Raw genomic sequence first — 22,694 nt, 5'->3', positions numbered from 1 at the left:
TAATTATAGAGATCAATAGATTATGCCGGAATATAAAGTTCCAACTTTCGACAAATAAATGTTTTTATTTATCGTAGAAAGATGGACCGTGAAGTTCGTCTTTCTTGATTTAGTATCCTTAAGACATTAGGAACAATGCTATGATGATTTTTATCAATATACACCTTATTGTTTTTCCCCATTTATTTACAGATCTTTGTCAGACTAAAATGAAGCAAATCACAATAAGGACCATTCCGTTGTGAAAACATTAGGTTCCCTCGTCCTCAACGGGGGATTTTTTTTATCTTTGCATTCGCAAAAACAATTATCCAATGATAGACCAACCTACCATAGACAGAATTCTGGATGCCGCACAGATTGTAGACATTGTATCGGACTTCGTTACGTTGCGCAAGCGAGGTGTAAATTATGTAGGCTTGTGTCCGTTCCATGATGACAAGACGCCGTCTTTCTACGTGTCGCCTTCCAAAGGGTTGTGCAAGTGCTTTTCCTGCGGTAAGGGTGGCAATGCGGTGCACTTCATTATGGAGCACGAGCAGATGAGCTACCCCGAAGCACTGAAATATCTGGCAAAGAAATACGGTATCGAAATTAAGGAGCGCGAACTGTCCAGCGAAGAGAAGCTGATGCAGAGCGAACGTGAAAGTTTGTTCATCGTGAATAACTTTGCACGTGATTACTTCCAAAATATACTTAAAAACCACGTGGACGGACGTAGCATCGGTATGGCATACTTCCGCAACCGTGGTTTCCGGGATGATATCATCGAAAAGTTCCAGTTAGGCTATTGCACAGAAAGTCACGATGCCATGGCTCAGGAAGCCATCAAGAAGGGATTCAAGAAAGAATATCTCGTCAAGACAGGGCTTTGTTACGAAACGGACGATCACCGCTTGCGTGACCGCTTTTGGGGACGCGTTATTTTTCCGGTGCACACACTTTCAGGTAAGGTGGTCGCTTTCGGTGGGCGCGTACTTAGCAGTGCGACAAAGGGAGTAAAGGTTAAATATGTCAACTCTCCCGAATCGGAAATCTATCATAAGAGTAATGAACTGTATGGCATTTATTTTGCCAAACAGGCTATTGTAAAACAAGATCGTTGCTTCCTGGTGGAAGGATACACGGACGTTATTTCCATGCACCAGTCAGGTGTGGAGAATGTGGTAGCCTCTTCGGGTACGGCACTGACTCCGGGACAAATTAAGCTCATTCACCGCTTCACCAATAACATTACGGTACTCTATGACGGTGATGTGGCAGGTATCAAGGCTTCTCTACGTGGTATTGACATGCTGCTGGAAGAAGGAATGAATATCAAAGTTTGCCTACTTCCCGATGGGGAAGATCCGGACTCCTTCGCACGTAAGCACAACGCTACGGAATTCCAGAAATTCATACAAGATAATGAAAGTGACTTTATACGTTTCAAAACCAACCTTCTACTGGAAGATGCAGGAAAAGATCCTATCAAGCGTGCTGAATTAATCGGTAATCTTGTACAAAGTATATCTATTATTCCTGAAGCAATTGTCCGCGATGTATATATTAAAGAATGTAGCCAGCTGCTTCGTATAGAAGACAAGCTATTGGTTTCGGAAGTTGCCAAACGACGCGAAACGCAGGCTGAGAAACAAGCGGAACAAAGAAACCGGGAAACAAGAAAGAATAATGCAGCCCGCGACGCTGCACAAGCACCGCTTCCCGACGGAATACAACCACCCTACCCTGAAGACATGCCTCCTTATCCCATGGATGGAGAAATGCCTGACGGTGGTGCACCGCTTCCACCGGAAGCTGCCGAATACGTATCTTATATCCCACAGGAAGGAAAAGAAGGACAGGAATTTTACAAATACGAGCGCCTTATCCTGCAAATGGTAGTACGCTACGGAGAGAAAGTATTATGCAACGTTCCCGATGAGGAAGGGAAAGAAACTCCCATTACGGTAACGGAATACGTAGTCAATGATTTGAAGGAAGATGAACTGGCCTTCCACAACCCGCTGCACAGGCAGATGCTGACGGAAGCGGCAGAACATATACATAATGAAGGTTTTACTGCAGAACGGTATTTCCTGGCGCATCCTGATTCTACTATCAGCAAGCTAAGTACAGAGTTGATTGCCGACCGCTACCAACTGAGCAAGTATCACTCCAAAGCCCAAAGGTTAGTAACCGACGAGGAACGCCTATTCGAATTGGTGCCTACGCTCATGATTAATTTCAAGTTCGCCATCATCAGTGAAGAAATGAAACACATGATGTATGCCTTGCAAGACCCTGCCGTAGCCAATGATGAAGAACAATGCACCTCTATCATGAAACGCTACTCAGAACTGCGTGAGATCAAAAGTATTATGGCCAAACGGTTGGGAGACAGAGTTGTACTCGGTTAAATCACCTTACTCTTTATGAGAACGATAGTTTCCTCATGCAGAAACGACAGTTTCCCCTAATGAGAACGACGGTTTCTCCTAAAGGGAACACGCGTTTCCTTTAATGGGAACGACAGTCCCCCTTCATGGGAACTGCAGTTTCCTTTAATGAAATAACGTACGGGATTGTTATGTGAATGAATTCTGGCGAATGAGGTTCATAAACTCCTCACGTGTCTTTGCCTGATTGAAAGCACCTGTAAAATCGGAAGTGGTTGTTATGGAATTTTGCTTTTCAACCCCACGCATCTGCATACACATGTGCTTGGCTTCCACAACCACCATTACACCCAGAGGGTTCAGTGTTTCCTGGATGCATTCTTTAATCTGGAGCGTCATGCGTTCCTGCACCTGAAGGCGGTGGGAGAAGATATCCACTACACGGGCAATCTTGCTCAGCCCTGTAATGTAACCGTTGGGGATATAAGCCACGTGTGCTTTTCCGTAAAACGGAAGCATGTGATGTTCGCAAAGTGAGAAGAAATCAATGTCTTTCACAATCACCATCTGACTGTATTCTTCCTTGAACTTGGCAGAACGGAGCACTTCGTGCGGGTCCATGAAATAGCCTTTTGTCAAACTCAGCATAGCCTTTGCTACGCGTTCGGGGGTTTTCAGTAGTCCTTCGCGTTCAGCATCTTCGCCCAATAAAGTTATAATACGCTGATAGTGTTCTTTCAGTTCATCCAGTGCAGGAGATACAATTTCTTCTTTTCCTAACATGAGTAAGTTTTTATAAAGGGATGTTTATCTGCTCTTTCACAATAGAAACTTCTTTGAATACGCCTGTAGCACGCAACTGGCGCATCATGGCATCCGCTTCTTCAATACTGCGGAAGTCTCCTACACGGCACAGCCAGCGGGGAGAGTTGAAAGAGGTATAAACAGAAAGTTCCGGGAAATATTCTTTAATTCGTGAGCCCACAGCGTGAGCTTCATTCTTGGCTCTACTGGTATTGTTTCCGGCATACACCTGTACACGGAAACCCTGACTTTTAAGCACTCTGTTCTCCGTTCCGTTGGGAATATATTCCTGACCTATCAAAGCCCCGATGCGGGCATCCTGATGGATGGTTACTTTACCCTGTCCCGGCACATTGCGTTCCAAACTCTTCACAATGTTATTCTGCGCCGAAGCAAAAGCGGCGAAAGCAAAGCATGCAATTAAAAGTAAACCAAGCTTCTTCATAATGAATAATAAAATAATAGACGGTTGATAATATGAATATAGAAATTGATAACCGACAACCGGCATTTCACCGGTTATCAATTATCAATCTTCCATTATCTATTAATTAAAAGCATCAATGATACCTTTGAAGTCTGCTACCTTCAGAGCTGCACCACCGATCAAGCCGCCATCAACGTCAGGATTAGCGAACAATTCCTTAGCGTTAGACGGTTTAGCGCTACCACCGTAAAGGATAGAACAGTTGTCAGCAACTTCCTTACCGTATTTGTCAGCAACTAATGAACGGATAAAAGCGTGGATTTCCTGAGCCTGAGCAGGAGTAGCAGTTTTACCTGTACCGATAGCCCAAACCGGTTCGTAAGCCAACACGATCTTAGAGAAATCCTCAGCAGACAGAGAGAATACAGAAGCCAACTGAGCGGCAACTACTTCATTCTGCTTGTTAGCCTCGCGCTCTTCCAACACTTCACCGATACAGAAGATCGGAGTCAGGCCGTTAGCCAAAGCCAATTTTACTTTTTCTTCCAGGATGGCAACCGTTTCGCCATAGTAAGCACGACGTTCCGAGTGACCCAGGATTACATATTTAGCACCTGTAGAAGCAACCATAGCAGCTGAAACTTCACCAGTGTAAGCACCTGATTCTTTATCAGCACAGTTCTCAGCACCTACACCAATCTTAGCGGGATCTACCAACGGAGTAACCGATGCCAAATGAATAAAAGGAGTACAGATGATTACATCACAGTTAGGCTTTTCGTTAGCCAATACTTCATTCAGTTCTTTTGCAAGAGCAATACCCTCCTGAAGGGTTTTGTTCATTTTCCAGTTTCCTGCAACAATGTTTTTTCTCATTTTGTTTTTTATTTATTAAAAGGGTTAATGTATTTTTGATTTATAATTTGTGATTTATGACTGTGGAAGCTCTTGCTTATCACTCATCACTCCATCGCCAATCACTTTATTTTTCGCTCTCCTTCTTTCCCTGCGCTTCACAACCAGAATGTCCACACCAATAACCATCAGCAACGGAATGATAAACCACAAAAGAACGTAACCAATCGTGCGCAAATCACTTTCTTTTTTCTGCTGACCGAGTTCCAGCTTATCCAAGCTATCCGTCAACACGTATTCATCCGGCAAACTGTCATCACTCCACTTATTCAGGATAACGCCATCCTTTATCAGCATCAGTCCGGGATTGGACCGGATAATGGTCTTCAAGGTGATGTCGTCCATCTGGCAGAAAGGATATTCCGCTCCGGTCTTGTCACGCCACAATTCTATTTGTTCCTCCGGTGAAGAAGTCAGGGCATAAAATCCATAACCATGTTCCACACTATAATCATAGATCTCGTTAATAAGGTCTATATTGCTATCGTCAGCTCTTTCAATACGATGAGCTACCAACAAGAATGTATATCCCTTATCTGATAAAATGCTATCGGTCAGATCCTCTCCGGTTTCCAGACTCACTATAGAGAAGTCATGAATCGGAGGCTCGTATCCTTTTTCCTTCAACACTGTACGTGTTTCAACAAACGTCCATGTGCTGTCCGGGTAGTTATCCAGTGTAAACTCCTGCTTTTTTCCGTCTTTCTCCAGAATAAACTTGCTCTCAAACACACTTGGTTTTGCTCCTTCGGGTATCTCCATGCCTTCTTTGATATTCTTTCCGATCTTGTAAGGACGGAAATCCAGAATAGGCAGATTGTCCAGGCAATAGAATGAAAGCACAAACACGAAAAAGAATGTATACATGGAAACCATCCATGCCATTTTCGCCGTAATAAAGCGGATGATTTGTTTTCCACCTTTGAAGACAGATACGGCTGCAATAAACAATACTACATTCTTGCCAAACGTTTCCCAGTTTGTCAATACCCATGCATCACCGAAACAGCCGCAATCAGACACCGGATTCACTAATGCCAGATAGAGTGTCAGCGGTGTCATCACAATCATCAGCAACAACGCCATGGTTGTAGCAAACCTCCGCTTTATCCCTAGAAACAAGAAAACACCTACCGAAAACTCCAATGCAGACAATACGATGGCAAACAGTAACTGCAAATATGTAGGAAACCATGCGGCCATTCCGAAAGCCGTCAGATAATCCTGAATCTTATAAAAAGAGCCTAACGGATCGACTGCCTTCACAAAGCCGGAAAAGATGAATACCACCGCCAGTAAAAAGCGGGAAACATTCACCCAACTCTTCCAGATTATATGTTTCTGCTTAGTCTCCAAATTCAATCTTAATCAAACCGAATACGGAATAATTAATCATGTCCATATAATTAGCATCCACTCCTTCCGAAACCAAAGTCTGTCCCGACAGGCTTTCAATCTGTTTCGTACGGTAGATTTTCATCAATATCAGATCAGTATATGAACTGACACGCATGCTACGCCATGCCTCATCGTAATCATGATTCTTGGCAAGCATCAGATCCAATGAAGTTTTAGCATATTTGTCATACAACGCCATTGCTTCTTCATTCGTGATATCGGCTGATTCCGCATATCCCAGTTCCAGCTGTATCAATCCGACAATGCCATAGTTGACTATCGCAATGAACTCGGAACGTATTCCTTCGTCCACCAACGTCACTCCTTTGGTTTCAATACTCCTGATACGATTGGCTTTAATGAATATCTGGTCAGTCACGGAAGCCGGACGGAGAATACGCCATGCCGGACCGTAATCATGTAGTTTCTTGGAGAACAAATCACGACAGATGGCAATGACATGCTCAAATTGTTGTTTGGTATCTTTCATTTCCTTACAAATTGGTTGCAAAGGTAGGAATAATTAAAGAAAAAAGAAAAGAGGGCACTCTAAATTATATTAAAGTGCCCTCTCCTTTATGGGTTTATTGATATCTTACGAACAACGCAATACCTGTCCCGGACGTAAGATTGTTTTCCGTGTAATACGATTCAACTGACAAAGCTTGTCAATAGATACTCCCTGACGCGATGCAATCTTAGATAATGTATCGCCACTCTTCACTTTATAGAACAAACCTTCACCGGAAGCCATGCTGCGAGCAGTTCCTTTTGAAGTCTTGGTCTTAGTGAAAGTATAATGATCAGCAACAACGTCTTGCTTTTCAAAGTCGAACATCAAAGCGGGGTCGATAGGAATTCCCAGGAAGCGGGTTTCAAAGTGAAGATGCGAACCGGTAGAACGTCCGGTATTGCCACCTAAAGCGATGGGTTCTCCGGCTTTAACCAATTGATTAATTTCTACGATCTGTTTGGACAAGTGTCCGTAAACTGTCTCCAGTCCATTGTCATGACGAATAACGATATACTTGCCATATCCACGGCGTCCCTGATTCTTTACTACGCGTACTTTACCATCGAAAGCTGCTCGAATCGTATCACCGATGAATACTTTAACATCCAAGCCATAGTGCATTCTGCGTCTTCTGGGGCGATAACCGAATACATCGGTAATCTTCGTATGTGTGGTAGGCATGCAGAAACCTGTCAGATCCACTTTATAGCTTTCAGGAACGATAGCATCGCCGTAAGCTTGTACATACTCATTGTTCCAAGTCGGATATAGGCTTAGACCTGGATAAGCAGATTGTTCAGCACGTATCTGTTTCTGTAAAGCCAACGAGTCAACGCTCTTTAGTTTCCTGTCGATGGGGGCTTGTCGGGCAATCAAATCCTGAGAAAAAGAATTCAGGCTGACCATTGCCGTCGCAGCTATCAAAATCGTTTTAATGCAATTGAAATTCATTCCGTTTCGCCATTTTTTTTAAAAATTCTCCCAAAGGTAGTATTTCTTCTCTAAATGGAAAGGCTGTTCTTAACTATTTTTTCGGAAAGGGACTAAAAGACATAGAATAAAACAGCTTCTAACTACCTGTATATCGGAAAGATAAGAGCCAATATGTTTTACAACATAAAAATGTAAATAAAGTGTATGTTTAACCGTTATTCAACTAATGGAAGCCCAGTTAACGTTAGTTTTCCGAAGTGCTTTTAGCTGGCGCCACAGGATTTCATTCTCCGGACGGATGCCAATAGGATCAGCATCCACCACTTCTTCGGCAATGTTGCGCACATATTGCAGCAGTTGTCCATCGCGCGCTATATCGGCAATCTTCAGATCGAAGGCAATACCGCTTTGCTGTGTACCTTCCAAATCACCGGGACCGCGGAGCTTCAGATCAGCTTCGGCAATTTCAAAGCCGTCATTTGTCCGCACCATAATTTCCAGACGCTTGCGGGTTTCCTCGACCAACTTGTATCCGGTCACTAAAATACAATAAGACTGTTCTGCTCCACGACCTACACGACCACGCAACTGATGGAGTTGCGACAAACCGAAGCGCTCTGCATTCTCAATAATCATCACGGAAGCATTCGGTACATTTACGCCTACCTCAATCACAGTAGTCGCTACCATTATCTGTGCTTCGCCCGAAACAAAAAGCTGCATCTGTGCATCTTTCTCTGCCGCTTTCATCTTGCCATGCACTTTGCAGACTTTACAATCCGGGAATTCCTCACAAATATGAAGGTAGCCTTCTTCCAGGTTCTTCAAGTCGATTTTCTCACTTTCCTTAATCAAAGGATATACAATATATACCTGTCTGCCCTCTGCAATCTGTCTATGAACGGATTGGTACAAGCTCACACGGTGCGCATCATATTTATGAATGGTCACAATAGGTTTACGTCCCGGCGGCAGTTCATCAATGACGGAGACATCGAGATCACCGTATAATGTCATGGCCAGCGTACGCGGAATAGGGGTAGCTGTCATGACTAGCACATGGGGGGGCTGTGCATTCTTAGTCCATAAACGTGCGCGTTGTGCCACACCGAAACGGTGCTGTTCATCTATCACGACCAGCCCCAGTGAAGAGAAATTCACGGTATCTTCTATCACGGCATGCGTACCGATCAATATTCGTACATCTCCTGTTAACAGACCGGTGAGAATGGCTTCCCGCTTTTTTCCTTTCACAGAACCGGTCAGTAATTCCACACGTATATCCATTCCGTACAATAACTCGCGGATTGTTTCAAAATGCTGGTTAGCCAGGATTTCAGTAGGCGCCATCATACAAGCCTGATACCCGTTATCCAACGCCATCAGCATACTCATCAGTGCCACCAGCGTTTTTCCACTACCTACATCCCCCTGCAACAGACGGTTCATTTGTTTACCGCTACCCACATCCCGGCGTATTTCTTTCAGTACACGCTTCTGGGCACCTGTCAGTTCGAAAGGCAGATTCTTGGCATAGAAAGTATTGAATATCTCTCCTACCGTTTCAAATACATATCCACGATATTTCCGTTGCCTATCTTTGGCATAGCGGAGAATATTCAACTGTACATAAAAAAGTTCTTCAAACTTCAAGCGATATTGCGCTTTACGAAGCAGTTCCGGATTTGCCGGAAAATGAATATTCATCAAGGCTTCCGTCAGCGGCATCAAATGATGCTCTGTCAATATAGCGGGAGAAAGCGTTTCGGGCAGCGGTTCGCGGAGTTGCTGCACTACGGCACTCATCATCTTCTCAATTGCATGAGAATTGAGGGAACTCCGCTTCATTTTCTCCGTTGTATTATAATAAGGTTGCAATCCCATTGTCGAGAGCTTCAGTTCCGAAGCATTATCGATATCCGGATGAGCAATGTTGATCCGTCCGTTGAAGACGCTGGGTTTACCAAATACAATATATTCCTGATGTACCTTATACTTACCGACGAGAAATTTAATTCCCTGAAACCAGACTAAATCCACAATCCCCGTACCATCCGAGAAATGGGCAATCAGACGGCGCTGCCTGCCTTCTCCAATCGTCTCAAAGCCCAGGATTTCACCTTTCAGCTGAATATAAGGCATCGTACCGTCTATCTCATGGATATAATAGATACGGCTACGGTCTACATATTTATAGGGGAAATAATACAATAAGTCGTGAAGGGAATAGATATTCAATTCCTTATTGAGCACTGAGGCACGTTGCGGCCCTACACCCGACAGGTATTTTATGTCACGAGAAGCTAAATCAAACATGAATCCAACAAAGCAGCGGCTATTTTCAAATCAAAGGGAGTCGTAATTTTAATGTTTTCCCGATTACCTGCCGCGAGGTATACAGATACTCCCATCGCTTCCACTACCGAAGCATCGTCCGTAAAGAAAGAAGTATAAGGTTGTTCATAGGCCTGTTTCAGTAAATCGGCATCAAACACCTGGGGAGTCTGTACCAATTTATACTCATCCCGGCTGACGGTCACGCTTTCTTCTCCTTTGAGATGACGTACAGTCTCTACCACATCTATCACGGGAATCACCGCTTTTTTTTCGGCAGCCAATTCATAACAACGGGCTATGACTTCCCGGGAAACAAACGGGCGTACCCCATCATGGACACCAACCAATCCCGGAGTAGTAACATAAGCCAATCCATTCTTTACCGAATGGAAGCGGGTTTCACCTCCGTCCGCCACTGTATGCGGCAAAGAAAAAGAATGCTCCGCACATAGCTCTGTCCAATAAGACTGCTGGCTATGCGGGAGCACTAATATTATATGTATCTCCGGATTGTAGGCATAAAAGGCTTCCAAAGTACGCATCAAGACAGGTTTTCCACCTATAGGCAGAAACTGTTTGGGAAGTTCGCCTCCCATGCGCAACCCCTTACCACCGGCAACTATCAGAGCATACTGAACCATAAATCAATTAACGCACATTGCCTCTTTCAGTTCCTGTACCTTCTCTTTTCCGAGCATCATATCTACAACCGTCAGAGCAAATTCCATCGCAGCACCCGGTCCTTTTCCGGTAATGATGTTACCGTCTCTTTCCACCGGAGCACCTGTACATTCAGCACCTTCCAAGTATTGTTCGAAGCCGGGATAGCAAGTTGCCTTGCGGCCTTTCAGCAAGCCAAGCTTACCCAATATCATAGGAGCGGCACAAATGGCAGCAATCGGTTTATTCTTTTCAGCAAAATCCAAGACCAGTTTCCGAAGTTCCGGGCACTTCTCCAAAGTAGCAGCTCCGGGCATTCCACCGGGTAAAAGAACTAAATCTGCGTCATAGAAATCACAGTTCACTACATTCTTATCGCAAAGCACCGGTACATCATGTGCACCTGTTACTATCTCATCGGGAGTCACCGTTATCATTTCCACGTTCAGCCCTGCACGTCTCATTACATCCACAGAGGTGAAAGCTTCCACTTCTTCAAATCCGTCTGCAAAAAAAACATAAACTGTACCCATAATTGTTCTCCTTATTATTTTAGTTTAAAGTAATATGTTATCGTTCCTGTCTGGTTATTCAAACCGCTTACAGCATTGAAACGCGCTTTCTTAGCAGCATCTTCAGCCGCCTTCCGCAAGGCAGAATTTATAGTATTGGTCTTCCTGTCAATACTGGTAGCAATAACATGTCCTGCCGGATTTACAGTAATGGAAACCACCACAATCCCTTCATCCTGCACATTATATGCCGGACGCGGCAAACCTCCTTGTCCTATAGAACGTCCGCCGAGGTCAAAAGTTCCGTAACCTCCCGTTCCGCTCGACGCACCTTCCGGCGCATTTCCGGTGGGACTTCCCTGGATACCTGCTCCCTCAGTCGTACCTTTGCTTCCCATTTGTGCTCCTTTTCCGAAGGCACCTGCCACCCTCTTACGGGCAGCCTCTTCCGCTTCCCTGCGTTCCCGTTCGGCTTTAGCTTCCGCCAACTTCCGGGCTTCTTCCGCTTTCTCGGCTTCCGTTTTCTCCGGTTTTTCCGGCTTCTTCTTTACTTCTTCCTTTTTAGGTTTCGCTTTGGGCTTGATAACAACGGTTTCTTCATCCTCCTGGGTAAGCATCTCCTGCTCTACCGTCTCCTGCACTTTAGGGGCAACAGTCTCAGGCATCACATCCACTTTCACCAGGGAGGGATCAGCACTTCCAAATGCATTGGGCACCTCACCCAGCATTACCGGCATACCGTCTTCATCCTGCTGCTCCGGCAAAGCGAAGCCAACCAGTATCAACAGGAGAATGAACGCTACATGTACCAGCAGCGCACCTACCATTCCTATATATTTGCCTTTCTTCTTCGGATCCACCATTGCCATTTACTATTTAACCATTTACAATGTACAATTTACCCATCGTACATTTATTTCCCTTCAGGCGGGCGTGTAGCCAACACCATCTTGAACTTATTCTCATTGGCAATATTCAGCACTTTCACGATTTCCCTGTAAGGCACAGCTTCATCAGCATAAAGCGCCACATACATTTCCGGTTCTTTCGCAGCGCACGATTGCAGGAAAGGAGTCAATTCTTCCAAAGAAATCGCCTGCTCCTTATCATTTCCAAACGCCGCGTAAAAATTCAGGTCCTTATCGATAACAACCCGCGTCAAGGGCTTAGCCGACGTCTGCTGTTTTCCCTGCGGAAGCAACACCTTGATAGCGTTCGGCGAAACAACCGTAGACGTGATCATAAAGAAAATCAGCAACAGGAAGATGACGTCCGTCATGGATGCCATACTGAAATTGGGCGATATTTTAGCTCTACGTTGTAGCACGCTTATTTAATTATTAATTACTAATTATCAATTACTTAGGAAGCGGGTTCATTCAAGAGGTCCATGAATGCCATGGTTTTAGCCTCCATCTTATTCACCACGCCGTCTACCAGAGTCACGAGGTAGTTATAGGCAAACATCGCAATAATACCCACGATCAAACCACCTACCGTAGTGATCATAGCCTCGTAGATACCGCCCGAAAGCAATGTAATATCGATGTTGTTACCCGCATTGGCCATTTCGTAGAAAGCACGCACCATACCGGTCACCGTACCGAGGAAACCAATCATCGGCGCACCTCCGGAGATGGTTGCCATAATCGTCAATCCTTTCTCCAGTTTCGCTACCTCAATGTTTCCCACATTCTCAATGGCAGCCTGCACATCATTCACCGGACGTCCCAAACGGCTGATACCTTTCTCTATCATACGGGCAGCCGGAGTATTTACGCTGCGGCAATAAGCTATGGCAGCTTTTATTTCTCCATCCAGGATATAATCCTTTATTTTATCCATGAACATCGGGTCCTCTTTGCCGGCTTTCCTGATCACATAGTTGCGTTCGAACAAGATGTAGAAACAAAGGATGGACAGCAATCCAAGAACGATCATAATCCAACCACCCTTGACAGCCATGCTCCATAAGTTCATCTCTTCAGGACCAGCTACCGGAGTTAATACCGGATTGGCGCCCGCAATAGAATCGGTCAGCGCCGGAGCCACTTGGGCTAATAACAACATTGCATTCATCAACGAAGACAGTTTTTATATTCCTGAATGGTACGTTCCAATCCCAGATACAGAGCATCGCTTATCAGCGAGTGTCCGATAGAGACTTCATCCATCCATGGAATGTTTTGATATAAATAATTCAGATTCACCAAACTCAGGTCATGTCCGGCATTCAAACCCAGCCCCAGACTACGTGCCACTTTAGCGGCTTCTACAAAAGGAGCAACGGCGGCTTCCTTATTCTGCGGATAAGCGGTCGCATAGGGTTCGGTATAGAGTTCCACCCGGTCGGCACCAGCTTTGGCAGCATACTCTATCATCTCCGCATCCGTCGATACAAATACGGAAGTACGGATGCCTGCATCATTAAATGTATCGAGCACTTCAGTCAGAAATTCCAGATTCTGCTTGGTATCCCAACCAGCATTAGAAGTCAGCTGAGTCGGACTATCCGGAACCAGAGTCACCTGATGCGGCTTCACTTTCAATACCAGATCAATAAATTCGGGGGCAGGATATCCTTCGATATTAAATTCAGTACGAAGCAACGGGCGAAGATCATACACATCCCTCTGGCGTATATGACGTTCATCAGGGCGTGGATGTACGGTAATTCCTTCCGCACCAAAGCTTTCACAATCCAGTGCTACTTTCACCACATTAGGGACATCCCCTCCACGCGCATTACGCAACGTCGCAATCTTGTTTATGTTTACACTTAATCTAGTCATAATTCGGATCATAGTTTGCCGCAAATGTACAAATAATAGCGATACATTGGCAGCGTTCTGAGAAAAAAACACCATATTTGCATTTCATTAAGAAAGTACAGACGATGAAATTTGCCATATTTGGAAATACTTACCAAGCAAAAAAATCAACACATGCGGAAACTTTATTCCGCTTGTTGGAGCGGCGTAATGCCCAGCTTTGCATTTGCAGGGAGTTCTATAACTTCCTGACTTCCGACCTGCACATGACTATCGCTTCCGCCGAACTCTTCGATGGAGACGATTTTACAGCAGATATGGTCATCAGTATCGGGGGCGACGGTACGTTCCTGAAAGCAGCCAGCCGGGTAGGCAAAAAGAATATCCCCATTCTGGGTATCAATACCGGCCGCCTCGGTTTCCTGGCAGACATTTCTCCGGAAGAGATGGAAGAGACTTTCGATGAGATTTATAATAACCACTACAAGGTGGAAGAACGTAGCGTGTTGCAATTATATTGTGATGACAAAAAATTGATGGAATCGCCTTATGCACTCAATGAAATTGCTGTATTGAAACGCGATAGTTCTTCAATGATCAGCATTCATACTGCTATCAACGGTGCCCATCTCACCACTTATCAGGCTGACGGATTAGTGGTATCCACCCCTACCGGTTCCACGGCTTATTCGCTGAGTGTCGGTGGTCCGGTTATCGTGCCCCATAGCAAAACGATTGCTATCACTCCGGTGGCTCCGCATAGTCTGAATGTCCGACCTATCGTTATTTGTGATGATTGGGAAATCACTCTTGACGTAGAAAGCCGTAGCCACAGTTTCCTGGTTGCCATCGACGGTCGTAGTGAATCCTGCAAAGAAACAACCCGTCTGCGAATCTCACGGGCTGATTACAGCATTAAGGTAATCAAGCGCTTCAATCATGTGTTCTTTGATACGCTTCGCAATAAATTGATGTGGGGGGCGGATGTAAGATAAATATCATTATCAGACTACTTCTGAGATTGAATATATAGCAAAATTAAGGGGTTGATTCTTGATGGAATCAACCCCTATTAATTTATTTATGAAAAAGGTTTTCCCAATTAGAGAGCACCTACTTCTTTCAATGCAGCGTTAGTTCCGTGAACAGCCTTAGCGCTGGCAGCAAATTTTTCTTTTTCGTCAGCAGTCAGTTCCAATGCAACGATTTTTTCAATACCGTTTTTGCCCAGGATAACGGGAACACCGATACAAAGATCAGATTCACCATATTCACCTTCCAGCAATACAGAGCAAGGAATCATCTTCTTCTGGTTGTGGATAATAGACTCAACTACATAAGCTCCTGCTGCACCCGGTGCATACCATGCAGAAGTACCCAGCAACTTAGTCAGAGTTGCACCACCTACCATAGTAGAAGCAACAACTTCGTTCAATTTTTCTTCGCTCAACAGAGTGCTAACCGGCTGTCCTTTGTATGTAGCCAAGCGAGCCAAAGGAATCATAGTTGTATCACCATGACCACCGATTACCATACCTTCTACTTCGTTTGCATTGCAACCCAAAGCCTGAGACAGGAAGTATTTGAAACGAGAGCTATCCAAAGCACCCCCCATACCGATAACACGGTTCTTAGGAAGACCCAGAGATTTCAATGCCAGATAAGTCATTGTATCCATCGGATTAGAAATAACTACAAGAATAGCGTTGGGAGAATATTTCAATGCATTTTCAGCAACTGTTTTCACGATACCGGCATTTACACCGATCAACTCTTCACGAGTCATACCCGGCTTACGGGGAATACCTGATGTGATAACGATAACGTCAGAATTGGCAGTCTTCTCATAGTCATTGGTACAGCCTACAATGGTGGTATCAAAACCCAACAATTGAGCAGTCTGCATCATATCCATTGCCTTACCTTCTGAAACGCCTTCTTTAACATCCAGCATTACCACTTCGTCAGCCACTTCATTAAAGGCCAACACATTAGCGCATGTAGCACCTACGTTACCTGCACCTACTACGGTTACTTTTGACATAATCTTCAATTTTTTGTTTATATGTGTAATAAAGTTGCGACAAAAGTACAACGACATTCGTAATTAAGGAAATTTTTCCGTAATAATTTTAGTTAAATACTCTATCCGATGTGCAACATCTTAAAGGCAGGCAAAACCAACGACATAAAAAACGTAGCCAATGCCACCCTTCCCATCAATCAAAAGTTTCACAGTTTGCCCTTGTTTTAAAGCCTCAGCCACTCCGGTAAAAAAGTCATTGGATACCGTTATTTTTCGCATGCTCCGAAAATAGTTTCACAAGAAAGACGAGCCGCCGCCGCATCAGGAAGACAAGACAGATGATAAACCGGTACGGTTGAAAGTAGTTTACTCAAAGTCCCACTGATAGAGTCATACAATGCATCATCATAGGCAAAACAAGGAGGACATGAAGGGTGTAAAGCTCCATAACCCTGAGCTACATTTAGCCGTTCCATTTTATTAAACGGAGCTTGCGACAATCGTACACAGGCTGCTAACGGATAACTCTCACTCTTATAACAAGGTGTCTTTCCACTCCATGGGCTACCATATACCCATGGTTTCCCGTCTATGATGCGAAGAATAGGACTATCATCATTCAGCAGAACAGCCCCATCTATGTTTTCGCGCCACAAACGGGTGTGCGTACTTTTTCCTGTACCACTCTCTCCCAGAAAGAGCACAGCTTTACCTTGATAGCAAATGGTACTGGTATGAATAGCCACTGTTCCGAGAGGAACCGCAGCCACTCCATACGCAATCCAGCAGGCAAAGCGTAGTAATATAGAAGCAAAGTTACCCGTAAAATAAGTAATACGGGCATCTTGTGTCATCCACATACTCAATGGTTTAACATCCGGGAAGGTCATATCAAAAACATACCCGTCGGTATAACGTCCAAAACGGCTGACAATGCCGTCTATTTCACTACGATAGTACACTTGTTCAAACGCCGGCGCCTGGTTGTGAGTTGCTATAAACCGGCAAAGCGGTTCGCTACCGGATTTAGTTTTAAAGACCGAAAAGCCGGGTAATGCTTCTATCCTTTGTACCAATCTATCCCCTTCCACGCGGATACAATGTCCGGCTATTAAATAATCCTGTTCCATTTCTTTTATTCCTTATTGTTATATATTATATCACATGTGTCCAGATCGAATATTCGGTCACAAAAGGACAACGAGCTTTCACGGTGGGCTATGACAATTAATGTCAGTTCACGATGCTGTCGTGAAAGCATTTCTAAAGCATGATTGATTTCCTGTTCCGTCTTGTTATCCAGAGCAGAAGTGGCTTCATCAAAGAACAGTACTTCAGCTTCCTTGTAAAGTACCCGTGCAATACCAATTCTTTGTTTCTGACCACCGGACAATCGGCTGCCATATTCACCCAACGGGGTGTCCAATCCTTGTGGCAATTCATCTGCCCATTCCTTCAGTTGCACTTGTTCCAGAACCTGCATCACCTTTGTAAGGTCAACTTGCGATTGCCCAAGTGCTATATTATTAGCAAGCGTCCCTTCAATAATAAATATCTCCTGCGGTACATATCCCACCAGTTTATGCCACTCACTTCGATTGGCAGAGGTCAGCTTCCTACCATCTATAAGTATCTCACCGGATGTAGGTGGGAAGAACCCAAGCATCAGGTTAAAGAGAGTCGATTTTCCCGAACCGCTTGCTCCGCGTATACCGATACGTTCACCACGACTGACAACCAGATCTAAACCACTGAAAAGTGTATGTCCATCGGGAAATGCGAACTCCAACCCGCGCAATTCAAGGGTATGCTTGAAATCAAAAGGAAGCTCACTTGACAGGCTTTCTTGTAGTTCATCGTTCACAACAGCTATGCCTTCTTCCACCACTGTTATAGTATGCGAAGCATTTTGAAGTGTCACCCAACTGTTCAACACGGCTCTCACGGCAGGTATCAGCCTGAAAGCTGCTACCGCAAACACGCCACTTACCAATCCCAGGTCACCACTTCCGGTGCCAATCAATAAAGCCAATCCGGCCACTACAGCTACTTCCGAGAGGAAAGACGGAAAAAGCTGGTACACTTCCATTCGTAGACGATTGTGAACAATAAACTCCATTCCCTGGTCGAAAGAAGCAAGCGAGGTATGGAAGGCCCGGGCAATTTCCAATTCTGCATATCCGCGGTAAGCTTCCACCACCGTGCGGCTCTGCTTGCGACGTGCTGCCAATTCTTCCATGCCATAACGGCGCAGGCGTCTCCGTACCAGACCCACATACAGACCGACCAGAGGCAGAAAAGACGCACAAAGCAAAAATCCGGCAAGCGGTTCCCAGACGACAAGCGCCGTCACCATCAGCAGCACCAGCACTGCCTCTCCCGCCATGCGAAAGACCGGAGCCAATACACATGAACTGAACATATAGCAAACATAGTTTACTTCATGCCCCAGTTGTACACTGCTCTTCCCTTTCAGGAAAAGCAATCCGCGATGGTAATAATTGGCAAACATCCGTCTGCTGAATTCCCGGTATATCTCCAATTGGTAACGACTTTGTACACGTGCCAAGAATACCACCAAGGCATTCTTCAACAATACAAACAGCAACACAGCACCACACAATGCCAGCATCATGCCCCGTCCGCCATCTTGTTTTACCACTACCAGCAATATCGGTATCAGTGCTGCAACTCCTGCAAAATCAAGGATAGCGCGCAACAATACCGAGAAAGCCACCCATATACCCCGCTTGCGTTGCCCCTCAGGTAACAACTGAATTATTTCTTTAATCATCAGCTACCATTTGATTATATTCGTCTTCCGATGTCTTTCTTTTTCTTCGTATATCTCTTAAAAAGCCTTCCACAAAGTCTTTCGCAAACAAAATCCAGCTAATGCTTCCTGCGCCTGCCAAAAAGATACATCCCGCAAGGATTACTATTTTTCGGGGTTTCGAGGGACTAAGTGGAACCTGTACAGGCTGGATTACTGCATAGACGGGAGTCTCTTTCTCTACCTTTGCTTTAGCGATTTGTACTTGTTGTTCCGTCTGATTGTAGGTAGCTTGAGCCAGATCCATTTCATTCCGTAACCTCGCCTGCTCGGCACGCGAAGTCAGTTTTACCAGTCCCTGATTGCCATCTGCATATCGGGTATATCTTTTCTGAGCTTCATAATATAGACTCTGTGCCTCTTTGCGAAGCTTTTCCGCATATTCCAACAATCGACGTGCCTTACTTGTCCTATATTCTGTTATGTATTCCTTCAGTCGTGCCCGCACGTTATCAGCCACCGTAGCTGCAACCAGCGGATCCTGCATGGTCACAAATATTTTTATGGTCTTTTTCTTTTTGTCCACCTCAATATTAATTCTGGAAGAAATGACCCCAGCCATACCTGCCTCCTCACGGGTTAGCCAAAAAGGGTCTATTTTAGTCTTTGTTTTTTCTCTGTTTTCGTCCGATATATCCTTGAACAGAGAAATTGTCCAGCCTATCAGCTTGGATGGTGCCAATGTAATGACACTCCACCATGGTCTCTTCTGACGTTCTTTCAGGTATCGGGAAAGAGGCATTATAGTGCTGTCTTTCTGCTCATGTACTTTAATATCAAAAAGCTGAATAAGAAACGGTGTTGAACTGACAATAGAAGGATATAAGGACGGATAAATAGCATCCCGTTCAGTAGCAGAAGAAGAAGAAGAAGAACTTATATCTATATCTGCCATATCAGCCAATGCGCTTATACCCGAAGAGGAACTTCTACGATAACCTTCCGGGGCAATAAGTGTATTTGCCGTATATTCCTTAGGAATGCTGAAAACCATAATTATTCCCAGAATAGCTCCGATACAGCAGGCCTTAAGTAACAGTTTTCGGAAGTTGAAAATTTTCTTGATTATTCCCAGTAGATCTACCTCCTGCCCTTGAGAGAACAGTTCCACATTTTCCGTATTTATAGTACTATTATTCATTATAGAATCATGTATATAAAAAATATCGTCAATAGTCTATAGAGTTTTCCAGACATAAATATTCGAGGATATTATCTTTTACCATACAAATTAAGAAACCCGTCATTGATACATTTAGTCAATGACGGGTAGCTTATTGATTATTCGATAATATATCGAAAGAGTTTCAATTTAATTCCAACTTACTTCACCCCAGTGGAATGCACTAGTATTACCATCACCGGAAGCAAATGTACCAGAACTAGGTAGCGACAATGAGCTCCAGAAATTACCACCAACTAAAATAGTACCCTTATTCTCGATTTCTGCACTTGTCTTGCATTTATCTGTAAGAGTAGTAGTCGTAAAATCAACTTCATATACTCCCATAGCATTCTCTGTCGGAAGTTTTACTCTCACATCTTTTGCAACAGATAGTTTACCAACTTTCACCTTCGTTACAGGATCAGCATAAATAGTAGCATCTGTATTAAATGTCAGCTCTGCATATTGGCTATTCGTCAAAATAACTTCATCTGTTCCAGCATCTGCTACAACATATTTAACAGCAGGACTTGCTACTTCACATTTACCTTTCAGATAAACTTTGTTGAATTTATCACCAGATTGCGCGTCTATTTTACTCACAGAAGATGGAACAGCGAATGAAATATATCCCTTCTTAGCAACTGTAGTTACACTTACGTCACTATTACGTGCATTCAAGAAAATTTCTCCCATATTGGCCGTATTAGTTGTAGTATAGTCAGAACTAGCATCATCCGTATTGGTAGTAATATAAGTAGTAGAATTGGGCTCTGCATATATGCTACCGACATTATTAATAGTATTGCTACCTTCATTACAATACAAATCACCATAGTTGTTGATAGTTGCCGTACTTTCATTGTTCAGTACAGAAGAAGCGGCATCACCAGTCTTAACTAAAATAACTGAAGACTTATAATTGTTAATTATTCCCTTATTAGCAAACGTTTCCATTACATTGATTATGCCTTTTCCTTCAGCAGTAATAGTAGCGCCTGATGTTGTTTGCTTACCATTATTAATAATATTGCTATTAGCAGTGGCTCCTTTTATATTAATGATACCAAAGTTATTGATCGTTGCAGCGGATGCATCCGTAACTGTATTTTCTGTATTACCCTTAATGTTCCAAGTACCATTATTTGTGACAATACCATTATTGATTACATCTGCCGTTGTTGTCAACGCTTTTTCTTCATCAATAGAAATAACTCCAAGATTAGTAATAGTACCAATAGAGATGCTGGCTCCTACATTAACAGTACCCTTATTTACAAGGCCAGTATAAACATAAGAGAGATTTTCATTAGCTGCTTCTGCAAATGTCAATGTAGTATTTGCAGTGACTGTTATATTCTTTGTTGCAGGAATATTTATATCTGAATTGACCACAGCATAGCCCGCCGTTAAAGTAGCCCCTTCTTCAAAAGTAATGTCATGCAAATCAAGCGGAGCAGCTGCATCACTAGTACCCTCAATATTCATTGGCGTACTAAATATTAATTGAACATTCGGTTTTGCATTTTTTACCTCAGTTAATGCATCCATCACAGCTTTATTGATAATCGTCTGATGATTAGCATCGCCAATAACATTAATTTCTACATCACCATCTGTTTGAATAGCATTGATCGCAGCAATCAGGTCAGCAGTTTTCAAAACAACAGTACCATCTGTTTCAGTAGCAGCTACCGAGTTTTCAATGAGATTAGCTTCTTTTATAGACAACTTCTCTGTAACAGCACTAGCTGATTTTGTAATATTAGCCAAGTTTACACGATGACCGCGTCTCAACCAAAAATCAGCATCTACTGCCTGCTCGTTTTCAGGTGTAGGATTCTTAATTTCTTTTTTATAGATTCCCTTGTTTGTATACACATACAGTGTCAAGCTCTTATATTTATCTGCAGGTAACAGCATAATGCTCTTAAATTCATTATTGATTACAGGCATTGCTGTCGCATTTTCGTCATGACTAATACAATCCAGAGCTAAGAATGTTGCTTGGTCATTTGCTACGCCTTGAGCTTCTACAATTGAAGAAAAATCACTCTCAAGAGTTGCTGCATTATACGCACCTACATTAGACATTTCCTGAGCTGCTTCTAAAATTACCTCATTAGCAGTTTTATCGGCACCTACTAAAGTTGTGCTCCTTACATCAGCTACCTTCAATTTCGTATTATCAATCTTTCCCTTGAGGATAAATTGAGTTGGACTACCTCCAGCACTCTTTGCTGCCACAACAATCTTTTGCACTTCTGTAACATCCAAACTTGCATCAAAAGCCAAATCAATTACAGCACGAGTATTGATAGATGGTGTTTGAACAGAAAAAGCTAAATCCTCTCCTTCATATCCATCCAACTGAACTATCGGTGATACAAAGAAATCCACGCCTGTTGCCGTAGAAGCTGTTGAAGTTGCATCGCCTTCCTGAATTTGCTTAAATGAATAGGTGATAGCATCTCTTTGAGTTGTCATATCACTACTATATTGTGTATAGAACACCCAAGAACCAATAGCAGTCGTTCCCTTAGTTACAAACTTACCTGATGTTTCGTCATAATAGAATTTATTATTCCCAACATGACCAGCTTTTATTGACCATAGAGTCTGCCCATCTACAATAACAGCACCTAATTCATCAGTACTATTGTATCCAACAGCATCATTATCACCTACAACCAAACGGGTATTTACGCCTTTCTCTAAAGTCAAATTCACTGTAGGGCGCCCTTTTAACACATTGCTTGTTTGTTCAGCCACGAATTCCTCATTCTGGCAAGAAGCAAACAAACCCACTAAACTTAAAGAAGCTAAGATATACCTTGTTTTCATCTTAATTATTTGATTAATAAAACATTTAGTTATTAGTTCTAGTTACCATTCAGGTATTTCAGGCTTTTCAGGCGATGCTGCAAATCCCAATTCTACTTCTACCTCTAAAACCTCCACTTCTGGGGCTTCATACTTCATTTCCTTTTCTACTTTCATAATCATAAAATTTAAATTGTT

21 protein-coding genes are annotated in these 22,694 nt (G+C 43.5%); 2 read left to right on the top strand and 19 right to left on the bottom strand.

The features are described from left to right. The first annotated feature begins 314 nt into the window (after positions 1-314). A complete protein-coding gene (gene dnaG / locus DW036_RS09260; protein WP_118463462.1) occupies positions 315-2,399 on the top strand; it encodes a DNA primase in 2,085 nt (694 codons plus the stop codon). Positions 2,400-2,567: 168 nt separating this feature from the next. On the opposite strand, the gene folE is transcribed toward dnaG, so the two are convergent. The 13 genes from folE to DW036_RS09195 all read right to left on the bottom strand — a co-directional run bounded on the left by folE (position 2,568) and on the right by DW036_RS09195 (position 13,670). Further along, entirely contained in the window at positions 2,568-3,161 is a 594-nt protein-coding gene (gene folE, locus DW036_RS09255) for a GTP cyclohydrolase I FolE (protein WP_007210082.1), read from the bottom strand. A 10-nt stretch (positions 3,162-3,171) separates the two neighbouring features. Then, the gene (locus DW036_RS09250; RefSeq protein WP_118221416.1) at positions 3,172-3,627 is read right to left on the bottom strand and encodes an SPOR domain-containing protein; all 456 of its coding nucleotides are present in this window, start codon (positions 3,625-3,627) and stop codon (positions 3,172-3,174) included. 102 nt (positions 3,628-3,729) lie between these two features. Beyond that, positions 3,730-4,485 (bottom strand): triose-phosphate isomerase, encoded by a 756-nt coding sequence (gene tpiA, locus DW036_RS09245; RefSeq protein ID WP_118221144.1) that lies wholly within the window; start codon positions 4,483-4,485, stop codon positions 3,730-3,732. 54 nt (positions 4,486-4,539) lie between these two features. After that, a complete protein-coding gene (locus tag DW036_RS09240) occupies positions 4,540-5,880 on the bottom strand; it encodes a BT_3928 family protein (RefSeq protein ID WP_118464264.1) in 1,341 nt (446 codons plus the stop codon). After that, the gene (locus DW036_RS09235; RefSeq protein WP_007210078.1) at positions 5,870-6,412 is read right to left on the bottom strand and encodes a DUF1599 domain-containing protein; all 543 of its coding nucleotides are present in this window, start codon (positions 6,410-6,412) and stop codon (positions 5,870-5,872) included. Before DW036_RS09235 ends, DW036_RS09240 begins: the two co-directional genes overlap by 11 nt. Before the next feature lie 105 nt (positions 6,413-6,517). Next, positions 6,518-7,387 carry a M23 family metallopeptidase gene (locus DW036_RS09230; RefSeq protein ID WP_007210077.1) on the bottom strand — a complete coding sequence of 290 codons (870 nt, stop codon included), beginning with the start codon at positions 7,385-7,387 and terminating at the stop codon, positions 6,518-6,520. A gap of 201 nt (positions 7,388-7,588) precedes the next feature. After that, positions 7,589-9,685, bottom strand: a complete 2,097-nt coding sequence (recG, locus tag DW036_RS09225; protein WP_118463459.1) for an ATP-dependent DNA helicase RecG — start codon at positions 9,683-9,685, stop codon at positions 7,589-7,591. After that, a complete protein-coding gene (locus DW036_RS09220) occupies positions 9,673-10,347 on the bottom strand; it encodes a 2-C-methyl-D-erythritol 4-phosphate cytidylyltransferase (RefSeq protein ID WP_118221142.1) in 675 nt (224 codons plus the stop codon). The genes recG and DW036_RS09220 overlap by 13 nt, the downstream gene beginning before the upstream one ends. Positions 10,348-10,350: 3 nt before the next feature. Next, positions 10,351-10,899, bottom strand: a complete 549-nt coding sequence (locus DW036_RS09215; RefSeq protein WP_044266135.1) for a DJ-1 family glyoxalase III — start codon at positions 10,897-10,899, stop codon at positions 10,351-10,353. A gap of 14 nt (positions 10,900-10,913) precedes the next feature. Then, entirely contained in the window at positions 10,914-11,741 is an 828-nt protein-coding gene (locus DW036_RS09210) for a TonB family protein (RefSeq protein WP_187374586.1), read from the bottom strand. Between the two features lie 50 nt (positions 11,742-11,791). After that, the gene (locus DW036_RS09205) at positions 11,792-12,166 is read right to left on the bottom strand and encodes a biopolymer transporter ExbD (RefSeq protein ID WP_118221140.1); all 375 of its coding nucleotides are present in this window, start codon (positions 12,164-12,166) and stop codon (positions 11,792-11,794) included. Positions 12,167-12,240: 74 nt separating this feature from the next. Next, on the bottom strand, positions 12,241-12,957 hold the full coding sequence (locus DW036_RS09200; protein WP_022391859.1) for a MotA/TolQ/ExbB proton channel family protein: 717 nt from the start codon (positions 12,955-12,957) through the stop codon (positions 12,241-12,243). Further along, on the bottom strand, positions 12,957-13,670 hold the full coding sequence (locus DW036_RS09195) for a pyridoxine 5'-phosphate synthase (protein ID WP_118464262.1): 714 nt from the start codon (positions 13,668-13,670) through the stop codon (positions 12,957-12,959). Before DW036_RS09195 ends, DW036_RS09200 begins: the two co-directional genes overlap by 1 nt. Positions 13,671-13,774: 104 nt before the next feature. Between DW036_RS09195 and DW036_RS09190 the strand changes: the two genes are divergently transcribed. Next, positions 13,775-14,644, top strand: coding sequence for an NAD kinase (locus DW036_RS09190; RefSeq protein ID WP_007210069.1), 870 nt, complete (start codon positions 13,775-13,777; stop codon positions 14,642-14,644). Positions 14,645-14,751: 107 nt separating this feature from the next. On the opposite strand, the gene mdh is transcribed toward DW036_RS09190, so the two are convergent. From mdh to DW036_RS26240, 6 genes are all read right to left on the bottom strand, one after another. Continuing rightward, entirely contained in the window at positions 14,752-15,693 is a 942-nt protein-coding gene (gene mdh, locus DW036_RS09185) for a malate dehydrogenase (protein ID WP_022391862.1), read from the bottom strand. A 120-nt stretch (positions 15,694-15,813) separates the two neighbouring features. Then, positions 15,814-15,954 carry a hypothetical protein gene (locus DW036_RS25935; protein WP_158585953.1) on the bottom strand — a complete coding sequence of 47 codons (141 nt, stop codon included), beginning with the start codon at positions 15,952-15,954 and terminating at the stop codon, positions 15,814-15,816. Beyond that, complete coding sequence (locus DW036_RS09180) at positions 15,942-16,805, bottom strand: hypothetical protein (RefSeq protein WP_118463453.1); 864 nt, start codon at positions 16,803-16,805, stop codon at positions 15,942-15,944. The genes DW036_RS25935 and DW036_RS09180 overlap by 13 nt, the downstream gene beginning before the upstream one ends. Positions 16,806-16,810: 5 nt before the next feature. After that, on the bottom strand, positions 16,811-18,469 hold the full coding sequence (locus DW036_RS09175) for an ABC transporter ATP-binding protein (RefSeq protein ID WP_118463450.1): 1,659 nt from the start codon (positions 18,467-18,469) through the stop codon (positions 16,811-16,813). Beyond that, positions 18,462-19,649, bottom strand: coding sequence for a Wzz/FepE/Etk N-terminal domain-containing protein (locus DW036_RS09170; protein WP_118463447.1), 1,188 nt, complete (start codon positions 19,647-19,649; stop codon positions 18,462-18,464). Before DW036_RS09170 ends, DW036_RS09175 begins: the two co-directional genes overlap by 8 nt. Positions 19,650-20,857: 1,208 nt before the next feature. After that, on the bottom strand, positions 20,858-20,911 hold the full coding sequence (locus DW036_RS26240; RefSeq protein ID WP_118422048.1) for a hypothetical protein: 54 nt from the start codon (positions 20,909-20,911) through the stop codon (positions 20,858-20,860). Positions 20,912-22,694: the final 1,783 nt, after the last annotated feature.

The sequence above is a fragment of the Bacteroides sp. AF39-11AC genome (assembly GCF_003474285.1).
Classification (GTDB): domain Bacteria; phylum Bacteroidota; class Bacteroidia; order Bacteroidales; family Bacteroidaceae; genus Bacteroides.
This window is presented reverse-complemented; position numbering and strand designations above follow the sequence as displayed.